At 68.1% G+C, this 23,052-nt stretch carries 22 protein-coding genes, 1 pseudogene and 2 CRISPR repeat arrays; of the genes and pseudogenes, 7 read left to right on the forward strand and 16 right to left on the reverse strand.

Going from position 1 to position 23,052, the window contains the following annotated elements; genetic code table 11:
• Positions 1-11: 11 nt before the first annotated feature.
• From QP090_RS01030 to QP090_RS01050, 5 genes are read right to left on the reverse strand one after another with little or no spacing between them, the layout of a single operon-like run.
• Positions 12-1,490, reverse strand: a complete 1,479-nt coding sequence (locus QP090_RS01030; protein WP_285936508.1) for an SCO6880 family protein — start codon at positions 1,488-1,490, stop codon at positions 12-14.
• On the reverse strand, positions 1,477-2,874 hold the full coding sequence (locus QP090_RS01035) for a hypothetical protein (RefSeq protein WP_285936509.1): 1,398 nt from the start codon (positions 2,872-2,874) through the stop codon (positions 1,477-1,479). The genes QP090_RS01030 and QP090_RS01035 overlap by 14 nt, the downstream gene beginning before the upstream one ends.
• Positions 2,874-3,614 carry a DUF8175 domain-containg protein gene (locus QP090_RS01040; RefSeq protein ID WP_490393310.1) on the reverse strand — a complete coding sequence of 247 codons (741 nt, stop codon included), beginning with the start codon at positions 3,612-3,614 and terminating at the stop codon, positions 2,874-2,876. The genes QP090_RS01035 and QP090_RS01040 overlap by 1 nt, the downstream gene beginning before the upstream one ends.
• Positions 3,611-3,949: a hypothetical protein gene (locus tag QP090_RS01045; RefSeq protein WP_285936511.1), complete on the reverse strand. Its 339-nt coding sequence runs from the start codon at positions 3,947-3,949 to the stop codon at positions 3,611-3,613. The genes QP090_RS01040 and QP090_RS01045 overlap by 4 nt, the downstream gene beginning before the upstream one ends.
• Positions 3,950-3,981: 32 nt before the next feature.
• Positions 3,982-4,464, reverse strand: a complete 483-nt coding sequence (locus QP090_RS01050) for a hypothetical protein (protein ID WP_285936512.1) — start codon at positions 4,462-4,464, stop codon at positions 3,982-3,984.
• Positions 4,465-4,892: 428 nt separating this feature from the next.
• Here QP090_RS01050 and QP090_RS01055 point away from each other — a divergent pair, with 428 nt between their 5' ends.
• From QP090_RS01055 to QP090_RS01065, 3 genes are all read left to right on the forward strand, one after another.
• Entirely contained in the window at positions 4,893-5,189 is a 297-nt protein-coding gene (locus tag QP090_RS01055; protein ID WP_285936513.1) for a helix-turn-helix domain-containing protein, read from the forward strand.
• An 18-nt stretch (positions 5,190-5,207) separates the two neighbouring features.
• A complete protein-coding gene (locus QP090_RS01060) occupies positions 5,208-6,200 on the forward strand; it encodes a C40 family peptidase (protein WP_285936514.1) in 993 nt (330 codons plus the stop codon).
• A 92-nt stretch (positions 6,201-6,292) separates the two neighbouring features.
• Positions 6,293-6,514, forward strand: a complete 222-nt coding sequence (locus QP090_RS01065; protein ID WP_285936515.1) for a helix-turn-helix transcriptional regulator — start codon at positions 6,293-6,295, stop codon at positions 6,512-6,514.
• Positions 6,515-6,637: 123 nt separating this feature from the next.
• Positions 6,638-7,337: direct repeats of the CRISPR family, unit length 29 nt; unit sequence CGGGCCACCCCCGCTCGCGCGGGGAGAAC.
• A gap of 21 nt (positions 7,338-7,358) precedes the next feature.
• Here QP090_RS01065 and cas2e read toward each other — a convergent pair.
• The 10 genes from cas2e to QP090_RS01115 all read right to left on the reverse strand — a co-directional run bounded on the left by cas2e (position 7,359) and on the right by QP090_RS01115 (position 20,607).
• Entirely contained in the window at positions 7,359-7,664 is a 306-nt protein-coding gene (cas2e, locus tag QP090_RS01070) for a type I-E CRISPR-associated endoribonuclease Cas2e (protein ID WP_285936517.1), read from the reverse strand.
• Between the two features lie 10 nt (positions 7,665-7,674).
• Positions 7,675-8,592 carry a type I-E CRISPR-associated endonuclease Cas1e gene (cas1e, locus tag QP090_RS01075; protein WP_285936518.1) on the reverse strand — a complete coding sequence of 306 codons (918 nt, stop codon included), beginning with the start codon at positions 8,590-8,592 and terminating at the stop codon, positions 7,675-7,677.
• Between the two features lie 53 nt (positions 8,593-8,645).
• Positions 8,646-9,290, reverse strand: a complete 645-nt coding sequence (gene cas6e / locus QP090_RS01080; RefSeq protein WP_285936519.1) for a type I-E CRISPR-associated protein Cas6/Cse3/CasE — start codon at positions 9,288-9,290, stop codon at positions 8,646-8,648.
• Positions 9,287-10,111 (reverse strand): type I-E CRISPR-associated protein Cas5/CasD, encoded by an 825-nt coding sequence (gene cas5e, locus QP090_RS01085; RefSeq protein WP_285936520.1) that lies wholly within the window; start codon positions 10,109-10,111, stop codon positions 9,287-9,289. The genes cas6e and cas5e overlap by 4 nt, the downstream gene beginning before the upstream one ends.
• Positions 10,108-11,307 (reverse strand): type I-E CRISPR-associated protein Cas7/Cse4/CasC, encoded by a 1,200-nt coding sequence (cas7e, locus tag QP090_RS01090; RefSeq protein WP_285936521.1) that lies wholly within the window; start codon positions 11,305-11,307, stop codon positions 10,108-10,110. The genes cas5e and cas7e overlap by 4 nt, the downstream gene beginning before the upstream one ends.
• Positions 11,308-11,338: 31 nt before the next feature.
• Positions 11,339-11,920 carry a type I-E CRISPR-associated protein Cse2/CasB gene (gene casB / locus QP090_RS01095; protein WP_285936522.1) on the reverse strand — a complete coding sequence of 194 codons (582 nt, stop codon included), beginning with the start codon at positions 11,918-11,920 and terminating at the stop codon, positions 11,339-11,341.
• Positions 11,921-12,030: 110 nt separating this feature from the next.
• Positions 12,031-13,557, reverse strand: coding sequence for a type I-E CRISPR-associated protein Cse1/CasA (gene casA, locus QP090_RS01100; RefSeq protein ID WP_285936523.1), 1,527 nt, complete (start codon positions 13,555-13,557; stop codon positions 12,031-12,033).
• A 281-nt stretch (positions 13,558-13,838) separates the two neighbouring features.
• Positions 13,839-16,667, reverse strand: a complete 2,829-nt coding sequence (gene cas3 / locus QP090_RS01105; RefSeq protein ID WP_285936524.1) for a CRISPR-associated helicase Cas3' — start codon at positions 16,665-16,667, stop codon at positions 13,839-13,841.
• 183 nt (positions 16,668-16,850) lie between these two features.
• Positions 16,851-18,470: direct repeats of the CRISPR family, unit length 29 nt; unit sequence GTTCTCCCCGCGCGAGCGGGGGTGGTCCG.
• A gap of 310 nt (positions 18,471-18,780) precedes the next feature.
• A complete protein-coding gene (locus QP090_RS01110) occupies positions 18,781-20,127 on the reverse strand; it encodes a tyrosine-type recombinase/integrase (protein WP_285936525.1) in 1,347 nt (448 codons plus the stop codon).
• A 297-nt stretch (positions 20,128-20,424) separates the two neighbouring features.
• Entirely contained in the window at positions 20,425-20,607 is a 183-nt protein-coding gene (locus tag QP090_RS01115; protein ID WP_285936526.1) for a hypothetical protein, read from the reverse strand.
• Between the two features lie 104 nt (positions 20,608-20,711).
• Here QP090_RS01115 and QP090_RS01120 point away from each other — a divergent pair, with 104 nt between their 5' ends.
• Positions 20,712-21,092, forward strand: coding sequence for an Imm32 family immunity protein (locus QP090_RS01120; RefSeq protein ID WP_285936527.1), 381 nt, complete (start codon positions 20,712-20,714; stop codon positions 21,090-21,092).
• Here the strand turns inward: QP090_RS01120 and QP090_RS01125 are convergent.
• A pseudogene (locus QP090_RS01125) lies at positions 21,082-21,690 on the reverse strand (transposase); the annotation flags it as partial. The gene QP090_RS01120 and the pseudogene QP090_RS01125 sit on opposite strands and share 11 nt — an antisense overlap.
• Before the next feature lie 62 nt (positions 21,691-21,752).
• Here QP090_RS01125 and QP090_RS01130 point away from each other — a divergent pair.
• The 3 genes from QP090_RS01130 to QP090_RS01135 all read left to right on the forward strand — a co-directional run bounded on the left by QP090_RS01130 (position 21,753) and on the right by QP090_RS01135 (position 22,544).
• Complete coding sequence (locus QP090_RS01130; protein ID WP_329520252.1) at positions 21,753-21,956, forward strand: hypothetical protein; 204 nt, start codon at positions 21,753-21,755, stop codon at positions 21,954-21,956.
• Between the two features lie 171 nt (positions 21,957-22,127).
• Positions 22,128-22,403: a GIY-YIG nuclease family protein gene (locus QP090_RS37595; RefSeq protein WP_432763024.1), complete on the forward strand. Its 276-nt coding sequence runs from the start codon at positions 22,128-22,130 to the stop codon at positions 22,401-22,403.
• Between the two features lie 18 nt (positions 22,404-22,421).
• Entirely contained in the window at positions 22,422-22,544 is a 123-nt protein-coding gene (locus tag QP090_RS01135; RefSeq protein ID WP_285936528.1) for a hypothetical protein, read from the forward strand.
• Positions 22,545-23,052 lie beyond the last annotated feature (508 nt).

Consider the following 23,052-nt stretch of genomic DNA (forward strand, 5'->3'; position numbering starts at 1 on the left):
CAGGTCCTCGTTCAGTGGATGAGGCGGTGGGCGAGTTCGGGTGGGCAGATTCCGCACGGGAGGGTGGTGGCGAAGCCGGTGGCCTGCCCGCCCCAGAGGCGACGGAGTCGGATCTTTGCCGACTCGGCAGCGGCCTCCACGTGCGCCGTGGCGCGGTCGAGGTGGGCGGGATCGGTGACGGTGACGGTCGCGTAGAGCGAGATGAGGCAGACCCCGGCGCCCATGGCCTCTTCGGCGGCAGCCTGGCGGGCGCGGGCGGAGTCCCAGGTGTCGCGCGCTGTCTCGTCGCGTCCGGTACGGCGCCGGAACTGGGCTCGGAACGCCGCGGCGTTCACCTCCTGCTGGAGAGTGCGGCTTGCCGCAGCGGCGGGCAGCACCCGGTACTGCAACGTGACGCGTTTGGGGAACGGCCCGGGGGCGACAAGGCGGGCCAACACGTCCGAGCGGACGTTCTGACGTGGCGGTTCGTGCCAGGCCCAGGACACGCTGGTGCCGCCGTCGTGCTCGTAGTGGCCGGTGTGCTCGGTCGCGGCGACGGGGCCCGCGTCGCACCAGCCGAGAATCTCCTCGGAGCCGTGCTGGGCGAGCAGCCGGTCGACCTCGCCACGGGCGTGCGGGTCGAACGCGGTACGGACCGTTCCGGCGATCTCCGCAGGGCTCGCCCGCCCCAGCACCATCACCCCGCAGCCGGCCAGGGAGGAGGACAGCCCGTCCAGGGTGCGCCCGAGGTCGCCGACCGCGTCCATCAAACCCTTGGGCGACGAGGGTGACAGCCGGGGGGCGAAGGTGATGGAGACCCGGGTGTCGACGTCGGCTGCCGCCGCGGGTGCGCTGCTCACCAGCTCTTTGATGATCTGAACGGCGGCGCGGGGCGCGGTGGGGACCAGGGCCCGGCCTACCGTGTCGGCCAACGTCGAGCCAGGATCTGGCGCGGTGTCCACCGTGACGGTCACCCAGCGGACCATCGGGAGGTGGCCGAGGGAGGCGAGCCATCCGCCCCAGGACGCGACCCACGAGTCTGCGTCGGTGCGGTCGGCGAGCCAGGTCGATGCGGGGACGACTCGCATGGTCGCGGTGAGCAGCCCGGTGCGGCGGTCCCACACGATTCCGTACCGGCCGCCGTAGCCGTCCTCGGCGCTGAGCAGCGTCAGCGGGGCCAGCACCCCGGGGAGCTGGAAAGCACGCGGGTGGTCGACCACCACCCCGGCGCGGTACTGGTGACGGTGCAGCCGACTCCCCCACCACCAGCGGCATCGCGCCAACAGCAGCCGCGCCACCGGTACCCCGCCAACACGCACCAGGCCCAACGCTGCAGCGATCAGTGCGGGCGGGAGGAGATACAGCAGCGCTTCCGGTACCAGCGCGGCGGACGCGATCACCACCATCGCCGTGCCGAGGGCGATGAACGTGGCCGTGGTGTCCATTCCCAGCAGGCCGATGCCATGCCGGCGACGCCACCCTCCGTAGGTGCGGACTTCATGCCCCACCACCGCCACCTCCTCCTGCGTCGGTGGCGCCGGTCGGGCCGCCGGCCTCGCCGGTGCCGCTGGGTTTGTTCAGCCACCGGATCATGTCCGGGCCTCGGCGACGTTCTCGGTTCCATGTCTGGACCATGGCCGGGCCGACCGGCTCGCCGCTTCCGCCCTGCTGGCCGTTAGGAGAGCCCGCGTCGCCGCCGTCGCCTCGTCCGGCGGGGTGGTCACCGCCCGCAGGCTGATCACTCCCGCTGGGAGCGCCGTGCTCGTCAGACGAGGGGGTCGGAGCGGTGGGCTGGTCTGTTGCGGAGGCGTCCGGGGCACCGTGCGCGGGCTGTGCTCCGGACGGCCCTTCACCGTGGGCGCCTTGCCCGAGTTGCTGGTTCAGGAAGTCGGCGTGCTCCCCGGCCGAGTTGCCTTGGCCTCCGCCGGACCCACCGCCTGCGCCGAAGGAACGCAGAGCACCGAGCGCGGTCGCCCCACCCAGGACCGCGGACAGGATGCCGGCGCCGTTGCTGGACTCGGGGCCCCCGGTGGTCCAGTCGAAGAACTTCAACAGCACCGGAAAGGCGATGAGGCTGATCAGCATCATCGCGAACCCCATCAGGACGGCCTGGAGGTCCTTGCCGTCACCGATGAGCACGAACGCGGTCGCGTACACCGCCGCGGCCGCCGCCTTGTAGAAGATCAGGGCCAGCCCCCAGCCGGTGACCTTCTTGAACCACGGCCGGGTCGCCGAGGTGATCATGCCCGCCGCGGCCAGCGGGAGCACCCCGGCGAGGATGATCAACGCGGCCTGGCGGAACAGCAGCAGGATCGCCTGGACGATGCCAATGAGCAGGGCGGCCAGGCTCATGATGACCACGACCCCGGCGGGTATCCCGCTGGGCAGAGTGACGATCTTGCTCATGCGGTCGGCGAAGTCGCCCTGGGAGGCGGCCTCCAGCACCCATTCGGACCAGGTATCGCCCCACTGCAGCAACTGATCGGGCAGCAGGACCCCGATCGCGGTGACCGTCGCCAGCACCACCAGTCCCCCGCCAGCGTCGATCAGCGGATCGGCCTTGCGTGCCAGCGTCATCTTCCCGGCCACGATCAGCAACGCCATCATCGCGACAGCGATCGTGATCGGCTGCATGAGCTGGTGCATCAGGCCGACCGCGGACTCGTTCTCCAGGTCCGGCGACGGCGACTTCACCCACCAGGAGGCGGTGTTCGACACGAACCAGCCCACCGCGGACTGGAACGCCTTGGCCATCTCATCCAGGACGTTCCCGCCGATCATGGCGGGGATATCGGGCATCGGCGGCCCGAACGGGTGACCATCGCCCTTGTCCACGTTCTGCACGCACTGCGGATCCAGCACCGACGCGCACGGCGCCGGCCGGAGCAACGTCATCAGCGGCCCCCTTGGGGGAAGCGGATGAAGCCGTCCAGCGACTCGACCGGATAGGCCGAACCGCCCCAGCCGCCACCCAGCGGCGCGACCGCCCGCCAGTCGCCCTCGCGCCACTGCACCCCGATCCTGGTGGCGGCGCGAACGGTCGAATCGCTGTCGCCGGGACCGGCCGACACCAGATCCAAGTTCGCGGTGTCGGGGGTGTAGCCGAGCCAGCGGAATCCCTCGATCACCACCGATGCCCGCTCGGGCACCGGGGCGGGTTCACGCTGCTGGTCGTAGACGCTTCGGGTGGAGGCCAGCAGCGCGTCGACGCCAGGCCCGACGACCTGTTCATTGATCGTCGGCTCGGACACCCCCGAACCCCACAGCGCATTCGCCCGCACACTGATGTGGATCGCGGCCAGCAGCGCCCCACGCGGTGTGCGGGAGAACCCCAACGCCAACCCATTGCGCGTGTCATGCGGCCCCTCTTCAGCCGAGCGCGGCAGTCGCACCCCCTGGTAGTCGTCCCAGATCAAACCGTCCAGGGACAGCGTCGGAGCGGGCTGTAGCTGAGAGACAGGCTGAACGGGGAGCCGGATAGGGGCCGACCTCATCCGGTCAGTGGCCGTACACCCGCCGGTGTGCAAGGCCGCATACACCAGGACGCCGCCCGCCAGAGCCACGACCGCGACGCGCCTGGTCTTCGGCGACCCCATGCCGCGAAGGTTGAGAGGGCCCATGCGCCGGTTCCTCATTTGAAGAACACCCCCACGATCGGAGCGGCGGTGGCAGCCAGGCTCAGCCCGCCCAGCGCCCACGGGACTCCGGTGGCGCCGTCGGCGGCGAACGCTGAGCGGTTCTTACGGCCGATCGCCATCTGCCCGGCGCAGATGAGCAAGCCCGCGAGACCGCAGATGACCACGCCCCATTTGCCCCACGAGAGCAGGACGTCCATCTTCGTATCGAGGCCGGGCGGAGGAGAAGGCGGCGGATCAGGGATCTTCACCGGCGGCGAAGTGTCGTGCGGGAAGGACATTGGCAGGGCCTGCAAGCGTGGGAACGAGAGTGAACCGAGCGAATTGATCGGCATGACGCCTCCATCGATAGTGAGGGGGTTGTTCGTCAGTGGCAGGGGCGGCAGTGGGCCAGCTCCCAGACGGTCTCCAGCACCTCGCGAACCTTTCGCGGCAACGGGACGGTCGCCGGGTCGTCGATGAGGCGCAACTCGGGGACGAACGGCATCCGAACGACCCCGCACACCCGGTCATGCAGCAGCCCGAACCGCGCCGCCGCGTCCTTGGGCTCAGGGCCGGCACCGTCCGCGACGATGACCAGCGCGGCGATGTGTCCATCGCCCTGACCGCGCGCGGCGTCGATCGCGGTCACGGCGCGGGTCGCGTGCCAGGCAGCCGACACGGTGTTTCGGGCGACCAGCACCACCGGCCCCTCGGCTCGCACATATGGACGGCCCTCGCGCAGCAGCCCGGCCACCGCACCCATGTCCCGCGCCGGACACATCAGCCGCGCCAGCGTGCTGACCCCCGCGCCACCGTGCGCGCCGACCAGCACCGTCCCGCCCGACCGCCCGTCACCACGGCCGTGCATCGGGGGCGGCTGTTGGGCAGGTCGGCCCGTTGGTGGTCCGCCGGCCCACGCAAGGTCACGGCGCTGCCCGCCCGGCATGGTGCCCGGACGTCCAAGGCCCCCGCTCGGTGACGACCCGTCCGAGCTCCCGGTGAACTGGTTCCGCAACGCTCTGCCCGGATCTCCGGGCATTGGGGCCGGCATGACCCTGGTCGATCCGTCCGGCATGGCGTGTTTCGGATTGTGTGGTCTGTGGTGTGGAAACACCGCGAACCCCCGATCTGCTGCTGTGAGTGGTGTGGCGATCACCGTACGTGGCATAATTACGGAGCGCAAGCATCGTCAAAGATGTTGGGCGCGTGTCATGAACTCGAAGAACGTGCTTCCGCCGCACCCGTTCGCCACACTGAGAGGGACCTACCGTGACCCACACCCCAGGAGCCGGCACCATGACCGAGCAGCCCACCGGACGCGACCCCGACGTGCTCACCACGGCCGAACTCGCGACCAGGCTCGGTCTGTCGGCCCAGACCGTCCGCCGGATGGCCAACGCCGGGCAACTGCCCGCGCTCAAGACCGGCAAGGACTTCCGCTACTCCTGGGAAGCGGTCCGCCAAGTGCTGCGGCAGCCCCACCACGAACCGGGGACGCCCACCGATGACCTGCAAGACCAACCGAAGAGGGGCGCCGGCTACCGCGCCCAACGCCGCGCCCGCACCGGCGCCGAAACCACCGACCAGAAGTAACCACCCCGGACGGCCTGCATGCTGAAGGCCGTCGCCTGCACGAGTGCCGCCGCTCTCACGCTCCCGCTGGCGCTGCTCTTCCCAGTGGCCGCCGGATCCAACTCATCAGAAACCACCGCGGCGGCGGGCGCGCCGACCGTGTCCGCAAAGAACGAGATTCCGTCCGACTACCTGCGCTGGTACCAGGACGCCGCACAGACCTGCCCTGGCCTGCCATGGAACGTGCTGGCCGCGATCGGCAGCGTCGAATCCGACCACGGCCGCTCCCAACTGCCTGGCATCCACTCCGGCGTGAACTCAGCCGGGGCCGGCGGCCCGATGCAGTTCTTGGCCGCAACCTGGGCGACCTACGGCATCGATGGTGACCACGACGGCCGCGCCGACCGCTACAACCCCGCCGACGCCATCTACGGCGCCGCCCACTACCTGTGCGCCAACGGCGCAGGCGAGGGCGGCAAGCGCCTCTACAACGCGATCTTCCGCTACAACCACGCCGACTGGTACGTCCGGAAAGTCCTAGCCCAAGCCGCCAAGTACGCCGCCGCCAAAGCCGCCGATGTGGTCGCCACCGGCCACGCCGGCACCGCCGTCCGCGCCGCGCTGCATTGGCTAGGCACCCCCTACTCGTGGGGAGGCGGCGGACCTGCCGGACCCAGCTATGGCACCGCCCAAGGCTCCGGCATCAAGGGCTTCGACTGCTCCGGGCTGACCCAACACGCCTGGGCCAAGGCTGGCATCCGCCTCCCACGCATCGCCGCCGACCAGTTCAACGCCGGACCCCACATCCCCCGCTCGCGCCTGCAACCAGGGGACCTCGTCTTCTTTGCCACCACACCGGCCAACCCGCACACCATCCACCACGTCGGGATCTACCTCCCCCAAGGCCGCATGATCCACGCACCACACACCGGCGACGTCGTCCGCATCTCCCGCTTCGCCGGCAACCCCTACCGCGAACGCGAATATGCAGGCGCCACCCGCCCAGGCCCACTTCAGACCCATCAGACCTAGCCATCCCGCAGGCCCGCCCGTCCCCCACGGCCACCGACGAACTCGAATCAGCGACCCATCACACGCGCCAGGAGACACAGCCCGTGCAATCCATGAAGTACACCAACCTCGCCGAACTCCCCACCGTCGTCGACATCAAGACCGCAGCCAGTGCCCTCGGCCTCTCCCGCACATACGCATACGAACTCGCCAAGAACAACCAATTCCCATGCCGCATCATCCGCATCGGCTCCACCTACCGGGTGCCCACAGCCGACCTCCTGAGCCTGCTCGGCGTCGACCGGCTCCGCATGGATCACGCGAACACCGAATAGCCGAACCTCCGGGGGCCGTGGCACTCGCCACGGCCCCCTCATCACACCCAACCGATGATCCTCCGACACACCCCGCACGCGCGGGGAGAATGGAGCGAGCTGCACCCGGAACTCGGCGTTGAACGGGCCACCCCCGCTCGCGCGGGGAGAACGGACCGGGCTGGGGACGGATCACGCCGCGTGCCGGGCCACCCCCGCTCGCGCGGGGAGAACGAGGTCGACGGCCGCGGGGAGGCCAAGGATTTCGGGCCACCCCCGCTAGCGCGGGGAGAACGATGGTCATGCTCGGGTCCCTCCTAGATAGGGAGGGCCACCCCCGCTCGCGCGGGGAGAACGGCTGGGGGTCCTCAGGAGGCCCGGCCGGGGGCGGGCCACCCCCGCTCGCGCGGGGAGAACTCCTCGGCCAGCATCGCCTCGTAGAGCTCGACCGGGCCACCCCCGCTCGCGCGGGGAGAACTCCCCGCTCGCGGTGTACTCCTGGGCTACGGCCGGGCCACCCCCGCTCGCGCGGGGAGAACTTCGAGCTTGATGCTTTCCATGGTTTTGCTCCCGGGCCACCCCCGCTCGCGCGGGGAGAACCCAGAATCCCCTTAAAAGCTCTTCGACTGTTTCGGGCCACCCCCGCTCGCGCGGGGAGAACCAGCTCGGCTTACAGAAAGGGCAGCGGCGGTTCGGGCCACCCCCGCTCGCGCGGGGAGAACCGCCGCCTACGTCGCCAAGCACGGCCGCGAACCGGGCCACCCCCGCTCGCGCGGGGAGAACGGTCGTCCTCCCTCATTCATCCGCCACTCGAACGGGCCACCCCCGCTCGCGCGGGGAGAACACTTCGCGACCTGCAGTGTTGTCAGGGGTTTACTGTTTCGTTATCTGGTTCGGTGGGGTTGAGGGCGATGAGGGTGAGGCCGTCGAAGTCGATGGGTGTGCGGCGGCGGTGGCCGGCAGTGTGGAGTGTGAAGCCTTGTTCGTTGGCGTCGGGATGCAGGAGGAGGGCGGCTCCGTCGCCGATGGATGCGGCGATGGTGGTCCAGAGTTCGGTGCGGACGCGTGCGGAGAGGGTGCCGACGTAGAGGCCGGGCATGGGCTCGATCATCCAGCGGGTGAGGGCGCCGCGTAGGTGGTCGGGGATCGCAGTGGTGGCGATGACGGTCATGGTCGCCATGTCACTCGTGTCCGTAGTTGGTGCCGCCTGCGAGGCGCCCGAAGTCGGGGTCCCACAGGTCGACGAGTTCTTCGGCGGCTTCCTCGGCGTCCTCTTGGCGGGTGCCATCGTCGGGATCCAGAAGAGTTTGGATGTCGGCGACGATGCGCGGCAGCAGGCGGAACAGGCGCAGGCCGTCGCGGAACGAACGGCGGGCCTGGCCGTCGGGGTCGGTGGAGTCGTGGAGGGCGAAGGCCAGCGGGAGGGTGAGTTCGGCCTTGTAGAGATCGGCGATGTCATAGACGAAGGAATGCGAGGTGCCGGTGTGGACGAACCCGAGGCCGGGGGTGCAGCCGATGGCGTTGATCGCGGCGTGGGCTATGCCGTAGAGGCAGGTGTTGGCGGCTGAGAGGGCCCGGTTGACGGGGTCCTGCGCGTCCCAGTCGTCGGGGGCGTAGGAGCGTTTGAAAGGGCGTACACCGTTCTGCTCGGCGAGCATCCGGTACAGCGCTTTCATGCGCTGCCCTTCCAGGCCGCGCAACTGGGCGATGCCGGCGTCAGCCGGGACGGTGTCGCCGAACCGCTGGCGGTACATGCGCCGTGCGACGGCGGCGCGCTGGGTATCGTCGCTCCACGCGCGAACCTGGGTCTCCAGCCACCGGGTGGGCAGGGAGTCTGCGACGGACGCGGCATAGCAGCGGACTCCGCCGGCCCCGGTGCAGATGACGGTGGTGCCATGCCGTGCGAGGGTCGACAACGCGCGGGTGGTGATCGACACGCCTGGACCGAGCAATAGGCAGCCGAGGGCCGCGGTGGGCAGGGCGACGCGGTGAACGTCGTCGCCGAGCTCGAAACGGGCTGTGACGCCGGTGTCGTCCTGCACGATGCGCGCGATGTCGATGTAGAGGAACGACAGCGAATCGCCGATACGGGGCAGCATCGCGGCAGTAGGCGCGGCCAAGCGCTGGCGAGCGTTACGGGGAGATCTAGTGCTCATGATGCGGGGGCGATGGTGAGGAGCCCGCAGCCGAACGATTTGCCGCGGCCGATGCCCGTGCGGATCCGTTCGAGGAGCATCTTGGGGTCGGTGACAGTGGCGGTGCCGTCGAAGCGGGTGCGGGCGTGGGTGAGGCGGGTGTTGTCGCCGCGCTTGCCGGTGACCTGGCCCAGCGGGCTGCTGTACATGCTGTGCAGGACGAGCCCGGCGGTGTCGGCCTGGCGCTGCCACCACTGGTCGGCGTCGGCGCCGTTCAGGGGGACGACCTGTTTGGGGCGTCCGGCTGTGGTGTTCTTGCCCAGCTTGCGGGTGGCGTTAGCGGTGATCCGGTAGTGGACGTTGGCGCCTTCGCGTAGGCCGTCCAGGAGGGGGGTCAGGTTCTTGGTGCGGGCCGCGCCGTAGGCATCGGGCAGGTGCTGGAGGGCGGGTTCGATGGTGCTCTGGACCAGGATGGTGAATCCGGCGGGCTGCTCTTCCAGCCGGAACAGGGCGGCGGCCTGACGGCGGGCTTCGGGCCCGAGGTCGTCGGGGAACAGGCTCATGATGCGCTGGTGCAGTTTGACGACGTCACGAAGGTCGCCGTGCACGGCGCGGTGTCGGGGGTCGGGGGCGATCTGGGTGATCCACAGGTCGGTGCTCATGCTGGTCCGCTTCCGATGGACGGATCGGGGTTCAGGTGCCGGTTGAGACGCTTGAGGTAGTCGATGCCCAAGCCCGCGCACTGTTCGGCGGGCAGGTTCAGGTGCCGGCGGTAGACGGGACGGGTCCGGTATTGCCGGTTGTGCGGTGAGAAGGAGACCGGGTCGTCCTGGGCCTCGGTGTAGACCTGGTCGGAACCTGTGGTGTTCGGGTCCTCGGGCCAGGCGTCGGCGGTGAACGGGGTGTCCGCACGGAACTCGACGGTGACGATCTGGTCCCGGGTCGGTGCCTGACGTGCGAGAGGCAGGTCGATCAGGCCGGTGGCCGGGTCGTCGTGAAGTGCGGCCAGCAGCAGAGGGGCATTGGGTGGGCAGGATCGGCGGCCCAGGTAGGGCGGCCAGACCGGGGCGCGCAGGGCGTCGGCGCAGGTGTCCAACAGGTCGGGACGTGGCGCGGTGACGGCGACGGCGAACGCGGCGTCCTGAAGGTAGAAGCGGTTGGAGACCAGGGTGGCGGTGTCGGCGGAGCGGCGTTTGCCTTCTGCGGTGATGACGGTGAGCGGGCGGGGCATTCCTCCGCCGACCGTGTGGAAGTCGCGCAGCAGGGTTCCGGGGCGGTCGATCCGCACCGTGAAGCGCAGCTCGGCCAGTTCGCCCAGAGGCTGGTCGCGGTGGCGCCCCAGGGCCGCGGCGATCATCCCGATGAGGCCGGACCGGGTGGGCGCCCGGGAGGTGTCGCGCTGGTTGAAGCGCGAGCGTTCTCCCCAGGACTGGAGCGGAGCGCTGAGGTGCAGCAACAGCCCTGTGGTGGACGGGGCGGTCACACCGTTTCCTTCACCGCGAGCGCACTGTCGAGGGCTCCGTCGATCAGCTCGTCGAAGGACTTGACGCGGTCCCCGAGGCCGTCGGTGTCGGCGGTGGACAGCGTCGACAGCGTCGCGTGGGCGCTGTGGCGCAGCCCGCCGGTCCCCAGCAGAGTCTGTGCGGCGGCGGCGTAGGTGCTGAGCGCCTTGACCGAGGGGTCGCTGTGGCCGCCGGAGTGGTCGGCGCGGACGGGCTTCTCGAAGGCCGCCGCATGGGAGAGCGGACGGTCGGTCCGGACGGCCAGGTGTGCCAGGTGGGGGATGGTGTTGGGGGCTGTGGAGTTCTTCTTGGCGTGCGGAAGTGACAGCAGTCCGGCCCGGATCAACGCGGCGGCCAGTTCGCGGGTGTCGGCGAGGTCGCCGCCAAGGTTGGTGTGCAGGTCGCGCAGGTCCAGGACGATGTAGCGGTAGAGCACTCCGGCGCTGTGTTCGGCCTGGCCCATGTGGGCGCTGCCGGTGGTGTCTCCCCAGGAGTCGGTGACGTCGTCGACCGCGCTGAAGTAGTCGATCTCGGTGTCGGTGGCGTGGGTGGTGAAGGAGTGGGCGACCTGGACGGCGCCGTCGACCTTGGCCTCGTCGACCTGGGCGAGCATCCGGCCGAACAGGCTGATGATCCCGTTGCGGCTGCGCAGCACCGCGTCGACCTCGGCGCCGGGGATGACGGAGTGCTTGCGCTCGAACTTGGCGGGGTCCTTGGCCTGTTCGAGAACGTCCCGGTGCGTGATGGCCAGTTCAGCGAGTTCGGCGATGCCGGTACTGGGGATGTAGATCATCGCAGCCGTGGCCCAGGCGTCCGAGAGGCCATTGGACGGCTCGTCCGCGTCCTTCTTCTTTTTCGGTGCTTCGGCGCCGACGCTGCTGGCGATCGCCGTGTGGCGTCCGGCGCGTTCGGCGAGGTCGGCCGGCCAGTCGTGCGCGTTCACCAGGTGATCGGCCAGATACTCGGGCAGGCGCCGGGTGCGCAGGGCGTTCTGGCCGAGGGCCTGCTGTAGGTGCAGGCGCATGGCGCGCTTCCAGCACTGGCTGCTAACCCGGGTGCGCTCCCGGTCTCCCCACTTCACGGTCTTGATCGCGTTGTTGTCGTCGCGGTTCAGGTTCGCGAACGGGACGGGCTGGATGATGTGCGCTTCGAGGTAGCGGCCGGGGATCGTGGTCATGGGTTGCTCCTGTGAACGAGTCTGGAATTGGCTATTCGGAGTCGTGCTCTTCGCCGTCTGCGGCTTGTGCGGCCTCACGTTCGGCTGCGTACCGGGTCCGATAAAAGGACTGCAACCAGCGGCGCGTGACCTGGTCGCGGTAGTCCTCCCAGTCGCACAGGTCCAGCAGCAATTGCGCCCAGTCCACCGCCGACGGGCGGTCGGACAAGACCCGGACCGCCGAGGGCAGATGACGGTGCACGCCGTCGACGCTCTGCCGGGTGAGCAGGCTCAGACGTGCCTCAACTGCTTGTTCGCGCAGCACGCGGCCGACGCCCTCGGCAAGACAGGTACCGAAATTGCGCTGCGAGGGGCCACCGGCGCCGCGCGCTTGGGGCGGTAGTGAGGCGATCATCGCCGCGACCGCGTAGTAGGCGCGCTCGCTGCTGTCGCGACCTCGCGGTACCCGCCAGGCGATGGCTTGGTGCATCCGCTGGCATCGGTCCATCGGGCGGCCCAGTCCGCTGCGGAGAGCGGCGCGTTTGCCGGGATCTTCGCACAACCGCAGAACGTCGGTGACGAAGTCCTGGGCATGGTCATATCTGGTCTTGGACGGTTGTTCCTGAGTGGTCATGAGGTCCTGCCGAGAGGGATCGGATGTGCTGAAAGCAGGTCCCGGCGCACCGAGATCAGGCATGTGCGCTGGAGGATCGGTCCTTGGCGGGAGGGGAGGCCGTGGGCAGGTCAGTCCTTGCCCTTGGGCTTACGGCGACCGCCGTACAACTCCACCCGGGCGTGCTCGATCGCGCGGGCGCTGCGAACGTCGCGGACATGGTCCTGCGTGACCTGGTCGAACGTGGTGCTGGCCGCGTTCAGGAACGGCTGCCACGGATTCAGGTACTCCTGCCGGCGCATCCGGCCCCAGAAGATCTCCTCCGCAGCCGGCCAGTAGCCGGCGGCGGCATGCTCCGACCACGCGCACGGGCCGAGCTTGGTGTCGGTGACCGCGGCCCACGCCCGTTTGACGGCGAGGTCGAGCCGCCGCCCGTACAGCTCCCCGGCGTTACGCAGATCACCGATGCGCCGGGCCGCGGCGGGATCGTCGTCCCAGATCCGGAAGAACAGCGGCGGGGTGGTGGCCGAGACGAACTGGACGTCCTTGGTCTTGCCGTCCTGCTCGAAACCCAGCGCCCGCACCTTGAACGTCCCGAGATCGTCGATGGTCTCGAACACCTCGGGGCGTCGGGCGTGTTGCGGCTGGGCGGTACCGGTGGTGTCCAGTTGCAGGAGTCCGTCCAGGTCACGCCAGAGCGCGCGCCCTGCGTCGGCCGGACGCGAGTAGGGGTTCCCCTGCTTGCTGATCTGTTGGATCACGTAGGCATCGTGGGTCGAGGGCTGCTTGTGGCGGCGTCCCCAGGTGACATAGGCGTCGGTGACGTGGGCGCCGGTGGCATCGGGGACGAGCAGCAGCGCGTGCTGCCAGCCGCCGGTCAACCGGGAACACGGCCCGGGATACGCCTCGGGTTGCCTGGGCGGCGCCAACGGGTCGGGGAGGTCGGGCAGCTCCCACGGACATAGGTCGTCCTGGGGCTGCAACCCCGGCGGCGGGAGCGTCAGACCGGCCAGCAGCGTCTCTAGTAGCGAGTCGCCCTCAGGATGGTAAGACAGGCTCGATCGCAGCGGCCCCGCCGACACGTCCGCCGCGGTCGTGTCCGCGTGGGTGCGTGTCCCGCATCGACCCGAAGGCCCGTAGTACAGCCAGACGAGCAACGCGGCGAGGGCGTCGGCTGCCGGGATCGGTACCGGTGTGGCATCCCAGTGATGGCCGAACCAGACGGCGTTATTGCCGGCCGGTCGGCCCACGGCGACCTTGTTCACCCCGGCGCTCTTGGGACACACCTCGGGATCGGCCAGCCGCGGGTCCTGGAGGAACGGACGGTCAGGGTCGAAGAGATCGAACCTGCCGGTCAGACCTTCGAAATAGCCGCCGACCGCGTCGGGGTCCAGAGGCGCACCTTGAAGGTCTTCCCGGCGGTCCCGCCAGTCGTCCTCCCCCGCGTCCAATCCTGTGATCCGCGCCGTCATCGCGTACAGCAGGCGGTAGGTGGCCGATAGCGCGGGCGGTGGCGTGATGGTCAGCGCCTGGATCTCGTGCGCGTGGATGAGCAGGTCCTTCAAACCGACCTTTGAAGGACGTTCGGGATCCGGATCCTTCCAGCGGACCTCGGCCCACCGCTCGGTGGCCAGATCGAAACTGGGTCGCTGCACCATGGAACCTCCCCTTCTCCGATGAGATGACCGACCGGTAACCTGATCACCGGCGGCGAAAGTCGTCTCGAATGCGTCCGCTCCCCTGAAGCAGACGGCCCGGCACGACGACGGGCGCCGCCAACGATGTTGAGAAATCCCTGTTCAGCGGGGGTGAGCCGCCTGTCTGGGGCAGGAATGCGTGGCTCAGAGAACAAGTCCCTGCGAAAGCGGGGGTGTGCCGAGACTCCCGGAACGACGCGTCCGGGGGTCTCGGTTTTCAAAATGTAGCAAGCCTGTATGGGCTAGAGCACGTGAAATCCACGAACGGAGTCGTATTGGACCGGTCCTGACCGCATACGGCCATACCAGTGCCCATCGGAGCCACGCCTCATCGGCAGCAGCCTCCACTCGCCGAGCACCGAATTCCTTGTCCAAGCGTCGGGCAGATCCAGAAACTCGGCATCGCCGCCGGTCCATGTCCCCGGCACCGGGATCATGTGCCGGGCGATCAGCCGGGCCTCGACAGAGGTCACCCGTGATCCACCGTTCAGCCCGGGGACGGGGATCTTGCCCTCTTCATCCAGCGTCCAGCGGCCCGACTCCTGCTCGTAGGCGCACACCAGCCGCGCCGAGTCCGCCCCGAGACGGGTGGTGATCAGCGCTGTGCCGACCTCGGCCTGAGCGTTGCTGAGCTTCCACAGGTCGTCGCGCAGAGGAGTGCTGTGGGGCGGCTTGATCGCCACCAGGCCTGAGAGTGCCCCCTCGGCCGCCTCGGCGGCCAGCCGCTCGTCGTCCGCCGCCCGGATCCGCGCCGCGGTGGGTTCCTCCGGAGAGGCCACCTGGGCGAAGTCATCGGCGTAGACGGCGTCCACAAGTTCCTGTACGGCGCCGGGGATCTGGATCGGCTTCCCGTCCCGCTCCTGAAGAAGCCGGCTCGTGCGGTGCAAAAGCGACTCGTCGTAGACCTCACCCCACTCCGTCGGCACCGTGAAAGCGCCCTCGGCGTTCACCGGGTCCAGAATCACGATCTGGGGATCGGCGCCGACCCAGCCGGGGCGCCGTTCGAGGTGCCGGTCTCCCCGCTTGTCACGGTGCCGCTGGCACCTGCCCGATCGCTGCAACAGCAGCGCCATCGGCGCCAGGTCCGTGATGAGAAGGTCGAAGTCCAGGTCCAGTGACTGTTCGATGATCTGTGTGGAAACCAGAACCGTGCGGGGACGAGCACCGTCCTTACCGAAATCGGTTTCGCAGCGATCGGTGATCTCGGCTCGGTCACCGGCCCGGAACCTCGAATGCAGCAATCGCAGAGCAGGCGGCTCCGCACCGGACTCTTTCAACCTGCCGAACCACTCGGCCAGCCCTCGATACGTTTCCTGCGCTTCGCCCACGGTGGTGCAGCACACCAGGACACAACCTCGGTCACCGTTCACGACCGGCGCCAGCAACTCCCGGATGATCGAGGACCGATGGCCTGGATGCTGAATATCTGGGCCACGGCGCACCGGCAGGACCTCGAATCCGAGTTGCCGTTCCCGTTCGCTCAGCACCTCCCGCGGTTCACTGACCTCTCCGGAGACCGCGTCGGCGAAAAGCCATCCCGGATAGCAAGGCCGCAGCTCCGCCGATGTCTCGTGGCCACCTCCGCGCAGATACGCCTCCACCAGAGACCGTGCGGACGAACCCGTGAGCGTGGCCGACAACAGCACCACCGGGGCCTTCAGCGCCCCCAGCCACTCCAACAGCCGCAGCAGCAGGGAATGCATCCAGGCGTCATAGGAGTGGGCCTCGTCGATGACCACGACCTTGCCCGCCAGCGCCAGTAATCGCAGAACGTTGTACTTCACCGGCAGGACACCCGTCAGGCCCTGGTCGATGGTGAAGGTGCTCAGCGGAGCCAGCAGCCCACGTCGGCTCGCGTGCAACCACTGCGTCGCCTCCAGCGAGGCGCCCTTGGTGGTGACCACCCTGTCGCCATCGGCGGCCGAAGCCGCCGCGTTGCCGGCCGCGTCCGAAGACAACCACGCCATGCTGTGCACACGAGTCAATGCGGCGTCCTCCAGCAAGGCCCGCCCGGCGAACGCCGATACCCGCTTGTGTATCGCATCCGTCGTCGCCATCGTCGGCAAGCAGAAACCAAGCCCGCCCACCCCGCACGCGCGAGCCAACACAGACGCCGCGTGCAAGGCGACCTCGGTCTTGCCGTCCCCCGGCGGCGCGGTCACCAGCAGCAGCCCCGGCCCCTGCACCAACTCCGGCAATCCGCTGACGACCGAGGACTGCAACGCATTGGGCTCGAGATCGAAGAGCTCCTGGAACGTACGTTCGGCGAACACCGCACGCCCGAGCCCAGCGTCCCGCACCGTCTGCGGGGCATCGGCCACCGCACGCTCCCAATGCGCACGCACCTCCACTGGCGAAGCGCCCCACCCCTGAGCCGGGATCCGGGCAGAGATGAACTCCTCCTGGCTCGCCAGCCAGTCCGCGACGATCACGATCCCGATCACCACGACCGCGACCGGCACATCAAGACGCTCGCGCAGCGGCTCGTGGGCGCCGGTCAGATCCTCAAGCACTCGCGCGTGGGCCCGGCACTGCTCCTCCCACACGCCATCGCCCACCCCTTCCCGCGCCCGAGGATTCTTCAGTTCCTGGCGTCTCAACGCGGCACAGAAACGCCCGTGATGCCCCCCGAGAAGCTGAGCGATCTGATGACCCACATCGCGCCGGGCCGTCTCGCCGGCCGGATAACCCAGCGCCCTGAAGATCTCGACCAGCACCCACTGCGACACCTCGTCATGCCGCAACCCCCGGACCGGGCCGGAGTCCCCGTACTCCGGAGACTCAGTCACCAACTTCCGGTGAAGGTCCTCGACCAGCACCTGGAACGACGGCGACACCTTCCCGATGTCATGCAGGCCGGCCCAGAAACAGACCAGCCTCCTCATGTCGGCCAACGGCGGCCCATCACCGCCACCAGGCCGAAGCACGGCGATCCCCTCGACCCACACGTCCCACAACGCACCAGCGATCGCGGCGGTATCGACCAGGTGGCAGATCAGTGGATAAGGAGCGGGCAGCCCGTTCTGCTTACCCCACAAGCGGGCATCAGCAGCCGGCGGCTGAGGTGACACGTGACCATCAGACGACATTGGGCATGCTCCAAGACGGTTCCGATCTGTGACGACGCCACTACATCACCCGCCACCGACAAAACCGCCCCCAGCACGTAGGCTCGACCCGTGCCACACCACCACGAACCGATCCAGCCAGGTCTCAAAACGGTAACGCACCTCTAGAGTCGCAGGTCGCGAAGTGTTCTCCCCGCGCGAGCGGGGGTGGTCCGTTCGGGTCGCCTGCGTGGTCCCGGGTGGGGGCGTTCTCCCCGCGCGAGCGGGGGTGGTCCGACGAAGACGGCGAAGGCGACGGCTGTGCGGGCGTTCTCCCCGCGCGAGCGGGGGTGGTCCGACGTAGAGAAAGTCCTCATTCAGTCCCGTGACGTTCTCCCCGCGCGAGCGGGGGTGGTCCGACCGCCGCGCTGGCCGCGCTGACCGACCTGTCGTTCTCCCCGCGCGAGCGGGGGTGGTCCGGGCAAGGGCACCGTCATGACGCCGGGCCGGGTGTTCTCCCCGCGCGAGCGGGGGTGGTCCGGCTTCATCGGCCTCACGCTGAGCCTGTTCGAGGTTCTCCCCGCGCGAGCGGGGGTGGTCCGTTGAGACTGATTACCTCTTTCTCGGTGCCGAGGTTCTCCCCGCGCGAGCGGGGGTGGTCCGTCGATGCGCGCCGTATCGAGGTCCTGATCGCGGTTCTCCCCGCGCGAGCGGGGGTGGTCCGAACTCCTCAACGCCAACCAGCGAGCGCACTGGGTTCTCCCCGCGCGAGCGGGGGTGGTCCGCCCCAACCGAGGAACCGTTCGTCTTGGCCGCCGTTCTCCCCGCGCGAGCGGGGGTGGTCCGAGACTGAGACAGAGGCCGGGAGTTCGCGCTCCGTTCTCCCCGCGCGAGCGGGGGTGGTCCGATCGGAAGCTACGCGAAGTCGATCGTCGCCGCGTTCTCCCCGCGCGAGCGGGGGTGGTCCGTCGTGGGAGGCGTCGACCGCGGCGTGGTATTCGTTCTCCCCGCGCGAGCGGGGGTGGTCCGGTGCGACCGGGGGTTCACTGGGTCGCGTCGGCGTTCTCCCCGCGCGAGCGGGGGTGGTCCGCACGAGGTCCTGGCGGCCGCCGTCGCGGTCGCGTGTTCTCCCCGCGCGAGCGGGGGTGGTCCGCTGTACAGCCTCATGTGTTCTCTGGGCAACGGGTTCTCCCCGCGCGAGCGGGGGTGGTCCGTCGGTGCGCTGGCTCGGCTCAAAGAGTGCATCGTTCTCCCCGCGCGAGCGGGGGTGGTCCACCAGGGTCAGCACGGGCGTCACGTCGGCGCCGGTTCTCCCCGCGCGAGCGGGGGTGGTCCGCCGGACACGTCCGCTCGTCGAGCTTGGCCAACGTTCTCCCCGCGCGAGCGGGGGTGGTCCGTCCTTGTAGGCCGCGGCCCAGTCCACGGCCGCGTTCTCCCCGCGCGAGCGGGGGTGGTCCGGTCAATCATGAACTGGACACCGGCAAATACGTGTTCTCCCCGCGCGAGCGGGGGCGGTCCGTCCTGGGAGCGCAGCGCCACCGAAGTGGCGGGGTTCTCCCCGCGCGAGCGGGGGGTGGTCCAAGGGCAGACATCGGAGGCGCCTTGTCGCCATCGTGTTCTCCCCGCGCGAGCGGGGGTGGTCCGCTCTGCGACCACGCGTCCGTGGGCGTGTTGCTGTTCTCCCCGCGCGAGCGGGGGTGGTCCGGGTGTCGCCGTGGCCGAGAAGCATGAACGCCGGTTCTCCCCGCGCGAGCGGGGGTGGTCCGACCGGGAAGGGAACCTGACGTTGCGCTACATGGTTCTCCCCGCGCGAGCGGGGGTGGTCTGAGGTTTCCCCCGTTCCACGGCCAACTCAGGTCACGTGGCCGTGAAACGGGGGAAGCTCAGATTGCCGTCGATCTTGTTGCGTAATCTGCGGCGCGGCGCCACGACGCCGCACCTGAAAGCCAGCGCCAAGGTGAAGCACGGTGAGGCCATGCCGCGGCACGTCGGCATGGCCACCGCCAGCGACCATTTCGGAGGTGGGAGAGCCTGAGCAGGCCTCCCCACGACTCGCGCGGGCCTTACAGACCCCGCTATCGTCCCCTGGCCAGGTCAGACTCAGGAGGAGGAGGCTCCGTACAGAGCGCTCCATAGGTCAGTTCTTCGAGCGTTCACGACTGCGGATCTTGTTGAAGGCGTTGAGGGCCGTGTCGTCGGCGTCGTCGAGGGTGTGGAGGTATCGCTCGGTGGTGGAGATCGAGCCGTGACCGAGGCGCTCCTTGACCACCTGGAGATCGGCCCCGCCGGCCAGGAGCCATGATGCGTGGGCGTGGCGGAGGTCATGAATGCGGACTTCGATGTCGAGGTCGGCTTGTTGGAGCGCGGGTTTCCAGATCTGGTTGCGGAACCAGTTGGCCGGGATGTGTCCGTCGGTGTCCCTGATGCGGGGCTGGCGGGGCTGGTCCTTCCCACCGGCTCGCCGGTGGGCGCGATAGGCGGCTACGGCCTGCCTGCAATGTGTGCATCGGCACTTCGCCGCGTTGTAGGCGCTGAGTGTGCCATGACGGTAGCGGTGCCCTTTCTCGTTCTCTTCGGTCCAGCCCAGGGTCTCTGTGACGGCGTCGATGTAGGGGTGACGCTTGGAGGGGGTGTCGGGCCGGTAGACGAATAGAAGATCGTCCCGGCCTAGTTTTGCTGAGTCGAAGTGCTCCTGAAGTTTGTCGGCGATCTGCGTGCTGAGCTTGAAGCGCCTCCACTCCTTGTCCTTGGGGTAGTCCTTGACCAGGAAGCGTCGGCCCTCGGGGTGGAACTTGGGATTGAGTTCCACCACGACCCTGCTGACGGTCAGGATCCGGGCCTTGACCTTGAGGTCTCCCGCCCGCAACTCGGTGAGCTCGCCCCAGCGCAGACCGGTCTCGATGGCGGTCTCGACAAGGAGCTTGGCGTCCGCGTCTGGCAGCGCTCGGTACAGCTCGTCGAACTGGTCCGGATTGATGATCTCCAGCGGCTTGACCGGAACGGTAGGCGTCCGGACGCCCTTGCACGGATGGATGTACGTGACCTGATCGTTCAGCGCCGTGGAGAAGATCGCGCTGAGCACCACCTTGTTGTACCTGATGGTCGCCGGGGAGACCCCGGCCTGCTTCATGCACTTGATCCATACTCGGATGTGTTCGGGAAGGATGTCCATCATCCGCATCGACCCGAACTCGGGCATGACGTGCTTGTAGATCGAGTAGTGATAGCTCTGCATCGTTGTGGGTTCGACCTCGTGGTTAGGCAGCCACGTCTCCTCGACGTACTTCCTGAAGGTCTGCCGGCCTCGCTTGAGGTTCAGATCCCTCCCCTTGCCGGCCTCCGCCTCGGCTCGCTGCCAGGCCTTGTCGGCCTCCTTCTTGGACGAGAAGGTGCCCGCCGACGCGATCCGCCCCTTGAGGTCTTCGTAGCAGGCCGTGTAGCGAGGCTTCCCCTTGCCGTTCACCCGCTTGAACGAGTAGCCCATCACCACTCCCCCGAGTGATCGTTTGTTAGTGGCTCGTTAGTGGACTCCGCCTCACTAGGTGGCATCCAACACCACCTCACATCACACAGACTATGCCTCTGACCTGCATCTTTGCATTGATCACCAGAGTCTGTCGAGGGTGAAGTGAACGCCCATAATCCACTGGGGGTCAAGGGGTCGTGGGTTCAAATCCCGCCGTCCCGACCGGGTAAGCGCAGGTCAGAAGGGCTTCGGAGATCATTCCGGAGCCCTTTTTCGATCTTGGAAGTCGATGGGGAGCCGAACGGGGAGCCACCGTCACGCGACTGTCGCGGACTTCTGGGTCTTCCTCTTCGTCGGCTCGGCCTTGCTCGCGCCGAACACGGTGTTGATCGCCTCGGCGCCCTTGGTGATCACCGGCCTGAGCTGGTGCCGGTAGACCTCTTCGGTGACCGCCGTCCCGGAGTGCCCGCACAGATCGGCGATGTTCTCGATCGGCACTCCGCTGTCACTCAGACCGCGTTTGAGATCTGCTGTGAAGCCGTAGGACTGGCAGGGCGATCCGCCTTGGTGATCAGTAGGATCGGCAGGTAGGAGGGCATGTGATGTTGCAGGTTCTGTACAGCGGGGAAACCAGGGAGCTTGAGCTCTCCGGGACGCGTCGAGGGCTCCTGGCGTTCGGGCAGCTGCTGCGGGGGAAGGCTGGAAGCTGTGATCTCTCGGAGAACCGGCACCCCTCTCCCTACGAAAGGTCGCTGTCCGAGATCGCGTTCCGGGAGGATCCGGAGCGCGACACCGCTTCGATCGTCACGGAGGACAGGATCCTGAGGATCCAGGGAGGGCGGGAAGCTCTCAACCTCCTCGCCGACAACATCGAAGACTTCGCCTCCGAGGCAGATGCAAGCGATCATTGCCACGTCGACTCCCCGACCTGCGACCACATCGCGCCAGAGTCGGCCCCTCTGGTGATTGCGTTCATGAGGTGAGCGGAGAGCTCTCGGCTGCACGGCGGTCACAGGCCTCAGTGCGAGAGAGTGATCGTGGGCCTGGTCTGGTTGCCGGTCGGCCTCGGGTGAGGCGGCGGACCATGATGCCGATCATCGCCCAGCGGATCATCGTCTCCGAGTGGGCGGGGCTGGTCTCATAGTCCCTGGCGAGGCGCCGGTGGGCGGTAAGTCACGAGAAGGTGCGCTCCACCGCCCACCGCTTGGGCAGGACCTGGAAGCCGCGCTGGTCAGGATCCTTGCGGACGATCTCCAGCTCACGGCCGAGGATCTGGGCGGTCCAGTCGACCAGACGGCCGGCGAAGCCCTGGTCGGCCCAGACCTTCCGGACCCCGGGGTGGTCGAGCCTGGTCCACAGCAACGGCCGCTTCGCGCCGTCGCGGTCCTGGATGCTCGCCGCGACGACGTGGACGGCCAAGAGCAGGCCGAGGGTGTCGGTGACCATGAACCTCTTGCGGCCCTTCACCTTCTTACCCGCGTCGAAGCCCCTGGTGGCAGCGGGGACGGTATCGGCGGTGCGGACGGACTGCGAGTCGATCAAACCCGCGCTGGGCTCCGCGTCGCGACCGTCAGCTTTACGGCGCCCTCAGCGAACTGGGCTATCCGCAGGTCTCGGCTCGTGAGCAGATCATCCCGAGCCGCGTGCCCACTGACGCGAAGGCGAACGCGCTGGAGATCGGCCCTGAGCGGACCGTCATCGAGATCACGCACGTGGGCGTGACAGCCGAAGGACGGGCGGTCAAGGTGACCATCGCCGTTGCCCCCGTCCACTACCTGACTGCCGGGTACGAGCTCCGCTCACCTGACACCCGGAGGTCGCAAACCGATGATCACGCGTCGCGTTGAGGAGCGCGCCCGGACGCCCGCCGCGATGGCCGAGCTGCCCGCGTTCGTGTACGAACTAATCTCGCTGCACGACTCCAGAGGGATCGTATGCCTAGAAATATTCCAAAAGGCTTATAAAGAGTACTGCAAACTAAGCGAACGCGATGATGTGCTCCGCCGACGCCTCCAGGCATTCCGGGCAGAACTTTAGGCAAAACATGTGCGAAAGGCGTCAACTCCCCCACGCGACCTAGCTCTCAACACCTTCGCAGGCGCATCCGTTACCACTACCGCGGCAATGCCTACGGATCCACACTCCGGCTCTCGCTCGGATGCCTGCTGGGGCTGGAACTGCGGCGAGTCGGAAGCGGTACGCGACTAACCTTCGCCCAGATGGGAGAAGCCACTCTCACGGAGTGGATGCACGAACACGCCCAGGTCTGCTGGATCAAGCACCCCGAGCCATAAACAGTCGAGTCAGCACAGATGACACAGCTGAACCTGCCGCTGAATCTCGACCAGAACCGTCACAACGCCTTCCATACTCAGCTCGCGGCGCTGCGTGCTGAAGTACGCCAGCGAGCACGCGGGTTGCCCATCACCAGGTGAGAGGCCCGACTAAGCCCGCTCGCCGATCATGGCTACGGCACCCCGCCCCCAAGTTAGTCCGAGACCGTTCACCTTGATCACCTCCAGGCTCTCTCCCTTCGGCGAGGCGACACCAGCAGGCGAAGCGCCCCCAGCAAGGGATTAGCCTCTTGTGGTCAGAGTACAACCTTGCACGCCAGGGACAGTGTCGATCCTGCCCTACGCCGTGATAGGCACCTAGTGAATCATCTAAGGACTCAGCTAGCAGGGACACCGGGAGCGGCGAATGTCGCACAATGTGCGCCCACATTTCCGAGACGGGAAATGGGTTAGGGGCTACCGAAGAAGGAACCCAGGCCGGCAATCAAACGTCCCCGGGCCAGGCGATGGCGACGACATCGTATTGCGCCTTGCTATTATCATCGTCGCACTGGTCGTGGCAGTCCCAAGTTTGGGCTTCACAGTCAAGTATCTATCGTCGAAATCAACAAAAGGGTCCCAGGCTCAGACACCCACCAATGCACTATCA

The sequence above is a fragment of the Actinomadura xylanilytica genome, assembly GCF_030283145.1.
Lineage (GTDB): Bacteria > Actinomycetota > Actinomycetes > Streptosporangiales > Streptosporangiaceae > Spirillospora > Spirillospora xylanilytica.

What these genes read in the sequence shown, in the direction of transcription:
- QP090_RS01035 (WP_285936509.1), bottom strand. Translation starts at nt 2,874, where the DNA reads ATGACGTTGCTCCGGCCGGCGCCGTGCGCGTCGGTGCTGGATCCGCAG.
- QP090_RS01040 (WP_490393310.1), bottom strand. Translation starts at nt 3,614, where the DNA reads ATGAGGAACCGGCGCATGGGCCCTCTCAACCTTCGCGGCATGGGGTCG.
- QP090_RS01045 (WP_285936511.1), bottom strand. Translation starts at nt 3,949, where the DNA reads ATGCCGATCAATTCGCTCGGTTCACTCTCGTTCCCACGCTTGCAGGCC.
- QP090_RS01050 (WP_285936512.1), bottom strand. Translation starts at nt 4,464, where the DNA reads ATGCACGGCCGTGGTGACGGGCGGTCGGGCGGGACGGTGCTGGTCGGC.
- QP090_RS01055 (WP_285936513.1), top strand. Translation starts at nt 4,893, where the DNA reads ATGACCGAGCAGCCCACCGGACGCGACCCCGACGTGCTCACCACGGCC.
- QP090_RS01060 (WP_285936514.1), top strand. Translation starts at nt 5,208, where the DNA reads ATGCTGAAGGCCGTCGCCTGCACGAGTGCCGCCGCTCTCACGCTCCCG.
- QP090_RS01065 (WP_285936515.1), top strand. Translation starts at nt 6,293, where the DNA reads ATGAAGTACACCAACCTCGCCGAACTCCCCACCGTCGTCGACATCAAG.
- cas2e (WP_285936517.1), bottom strand. Translation starts at nt 7,664, where the DNA reads ATGACCGTCATCGCCACCACTGCGATCCCCGACCACCTACGCGGCGCC.
- cas1e (WP_285936518.1), bottom strand. Translation starts at nt 8,592, where the DNA reads ATGCTGCCCCGTATCGGCGATTCGCTGTCGTTCCTCTACATCGACATC.
- cas6e (WP_285936519.1), bottom strand. Translation starts at nt 9,290, where the DNA reads ATGAGCACCGACCTGTGGATCACCCAGATCGCCCCCGACCCCCGACAC.
- cas7e (WP_285936521.1), bottom strand. Translation starts at nt 11,307, where the DNA reads ATGACCACGATCCCCGGCCGCTACCTCGAAGCGCACATCATCCAGCCC.
- casB (WP_285936522.1), bottom strand. Translation starts at nt 11,920, where the DNA reads ATGACCACTCAGGAACAACCGTCCAAGACCAGATATGACCATGCCCAG.
- casA (WP_285936523.1), bottom strand. Translation starts at nt 13,557, where the DNA reads ATGGTGCAGCGACCCAGTTTCGATCTGGCCACCGAGCGGTGGGCCGAG.
- QP090_RS01110 (WP_285936525.1), bottom strand. Translation starts at nt 20,127, where the DNA reads ATGGGCTACTCGTTCAAGCGGGTGAACGGCAAGGGGAAGCCTCGCTAC.
- QP090_RS01120 (WP_285936527.1), top strand. Translation starts at nt 20,712, where the DNA reads ATGTTGCAGGTTCTGTACAGCGGGGAAACCAGGGAGCTTGAGCTCTCC.
- QP090_RS01135 (WP_285936528.1), top strand. Translation starts at nt 22,422, where the DNA reads ATGACACAGCTGAACCTGCCGCTGAATCTCGACCAGAACCGTCACAAC.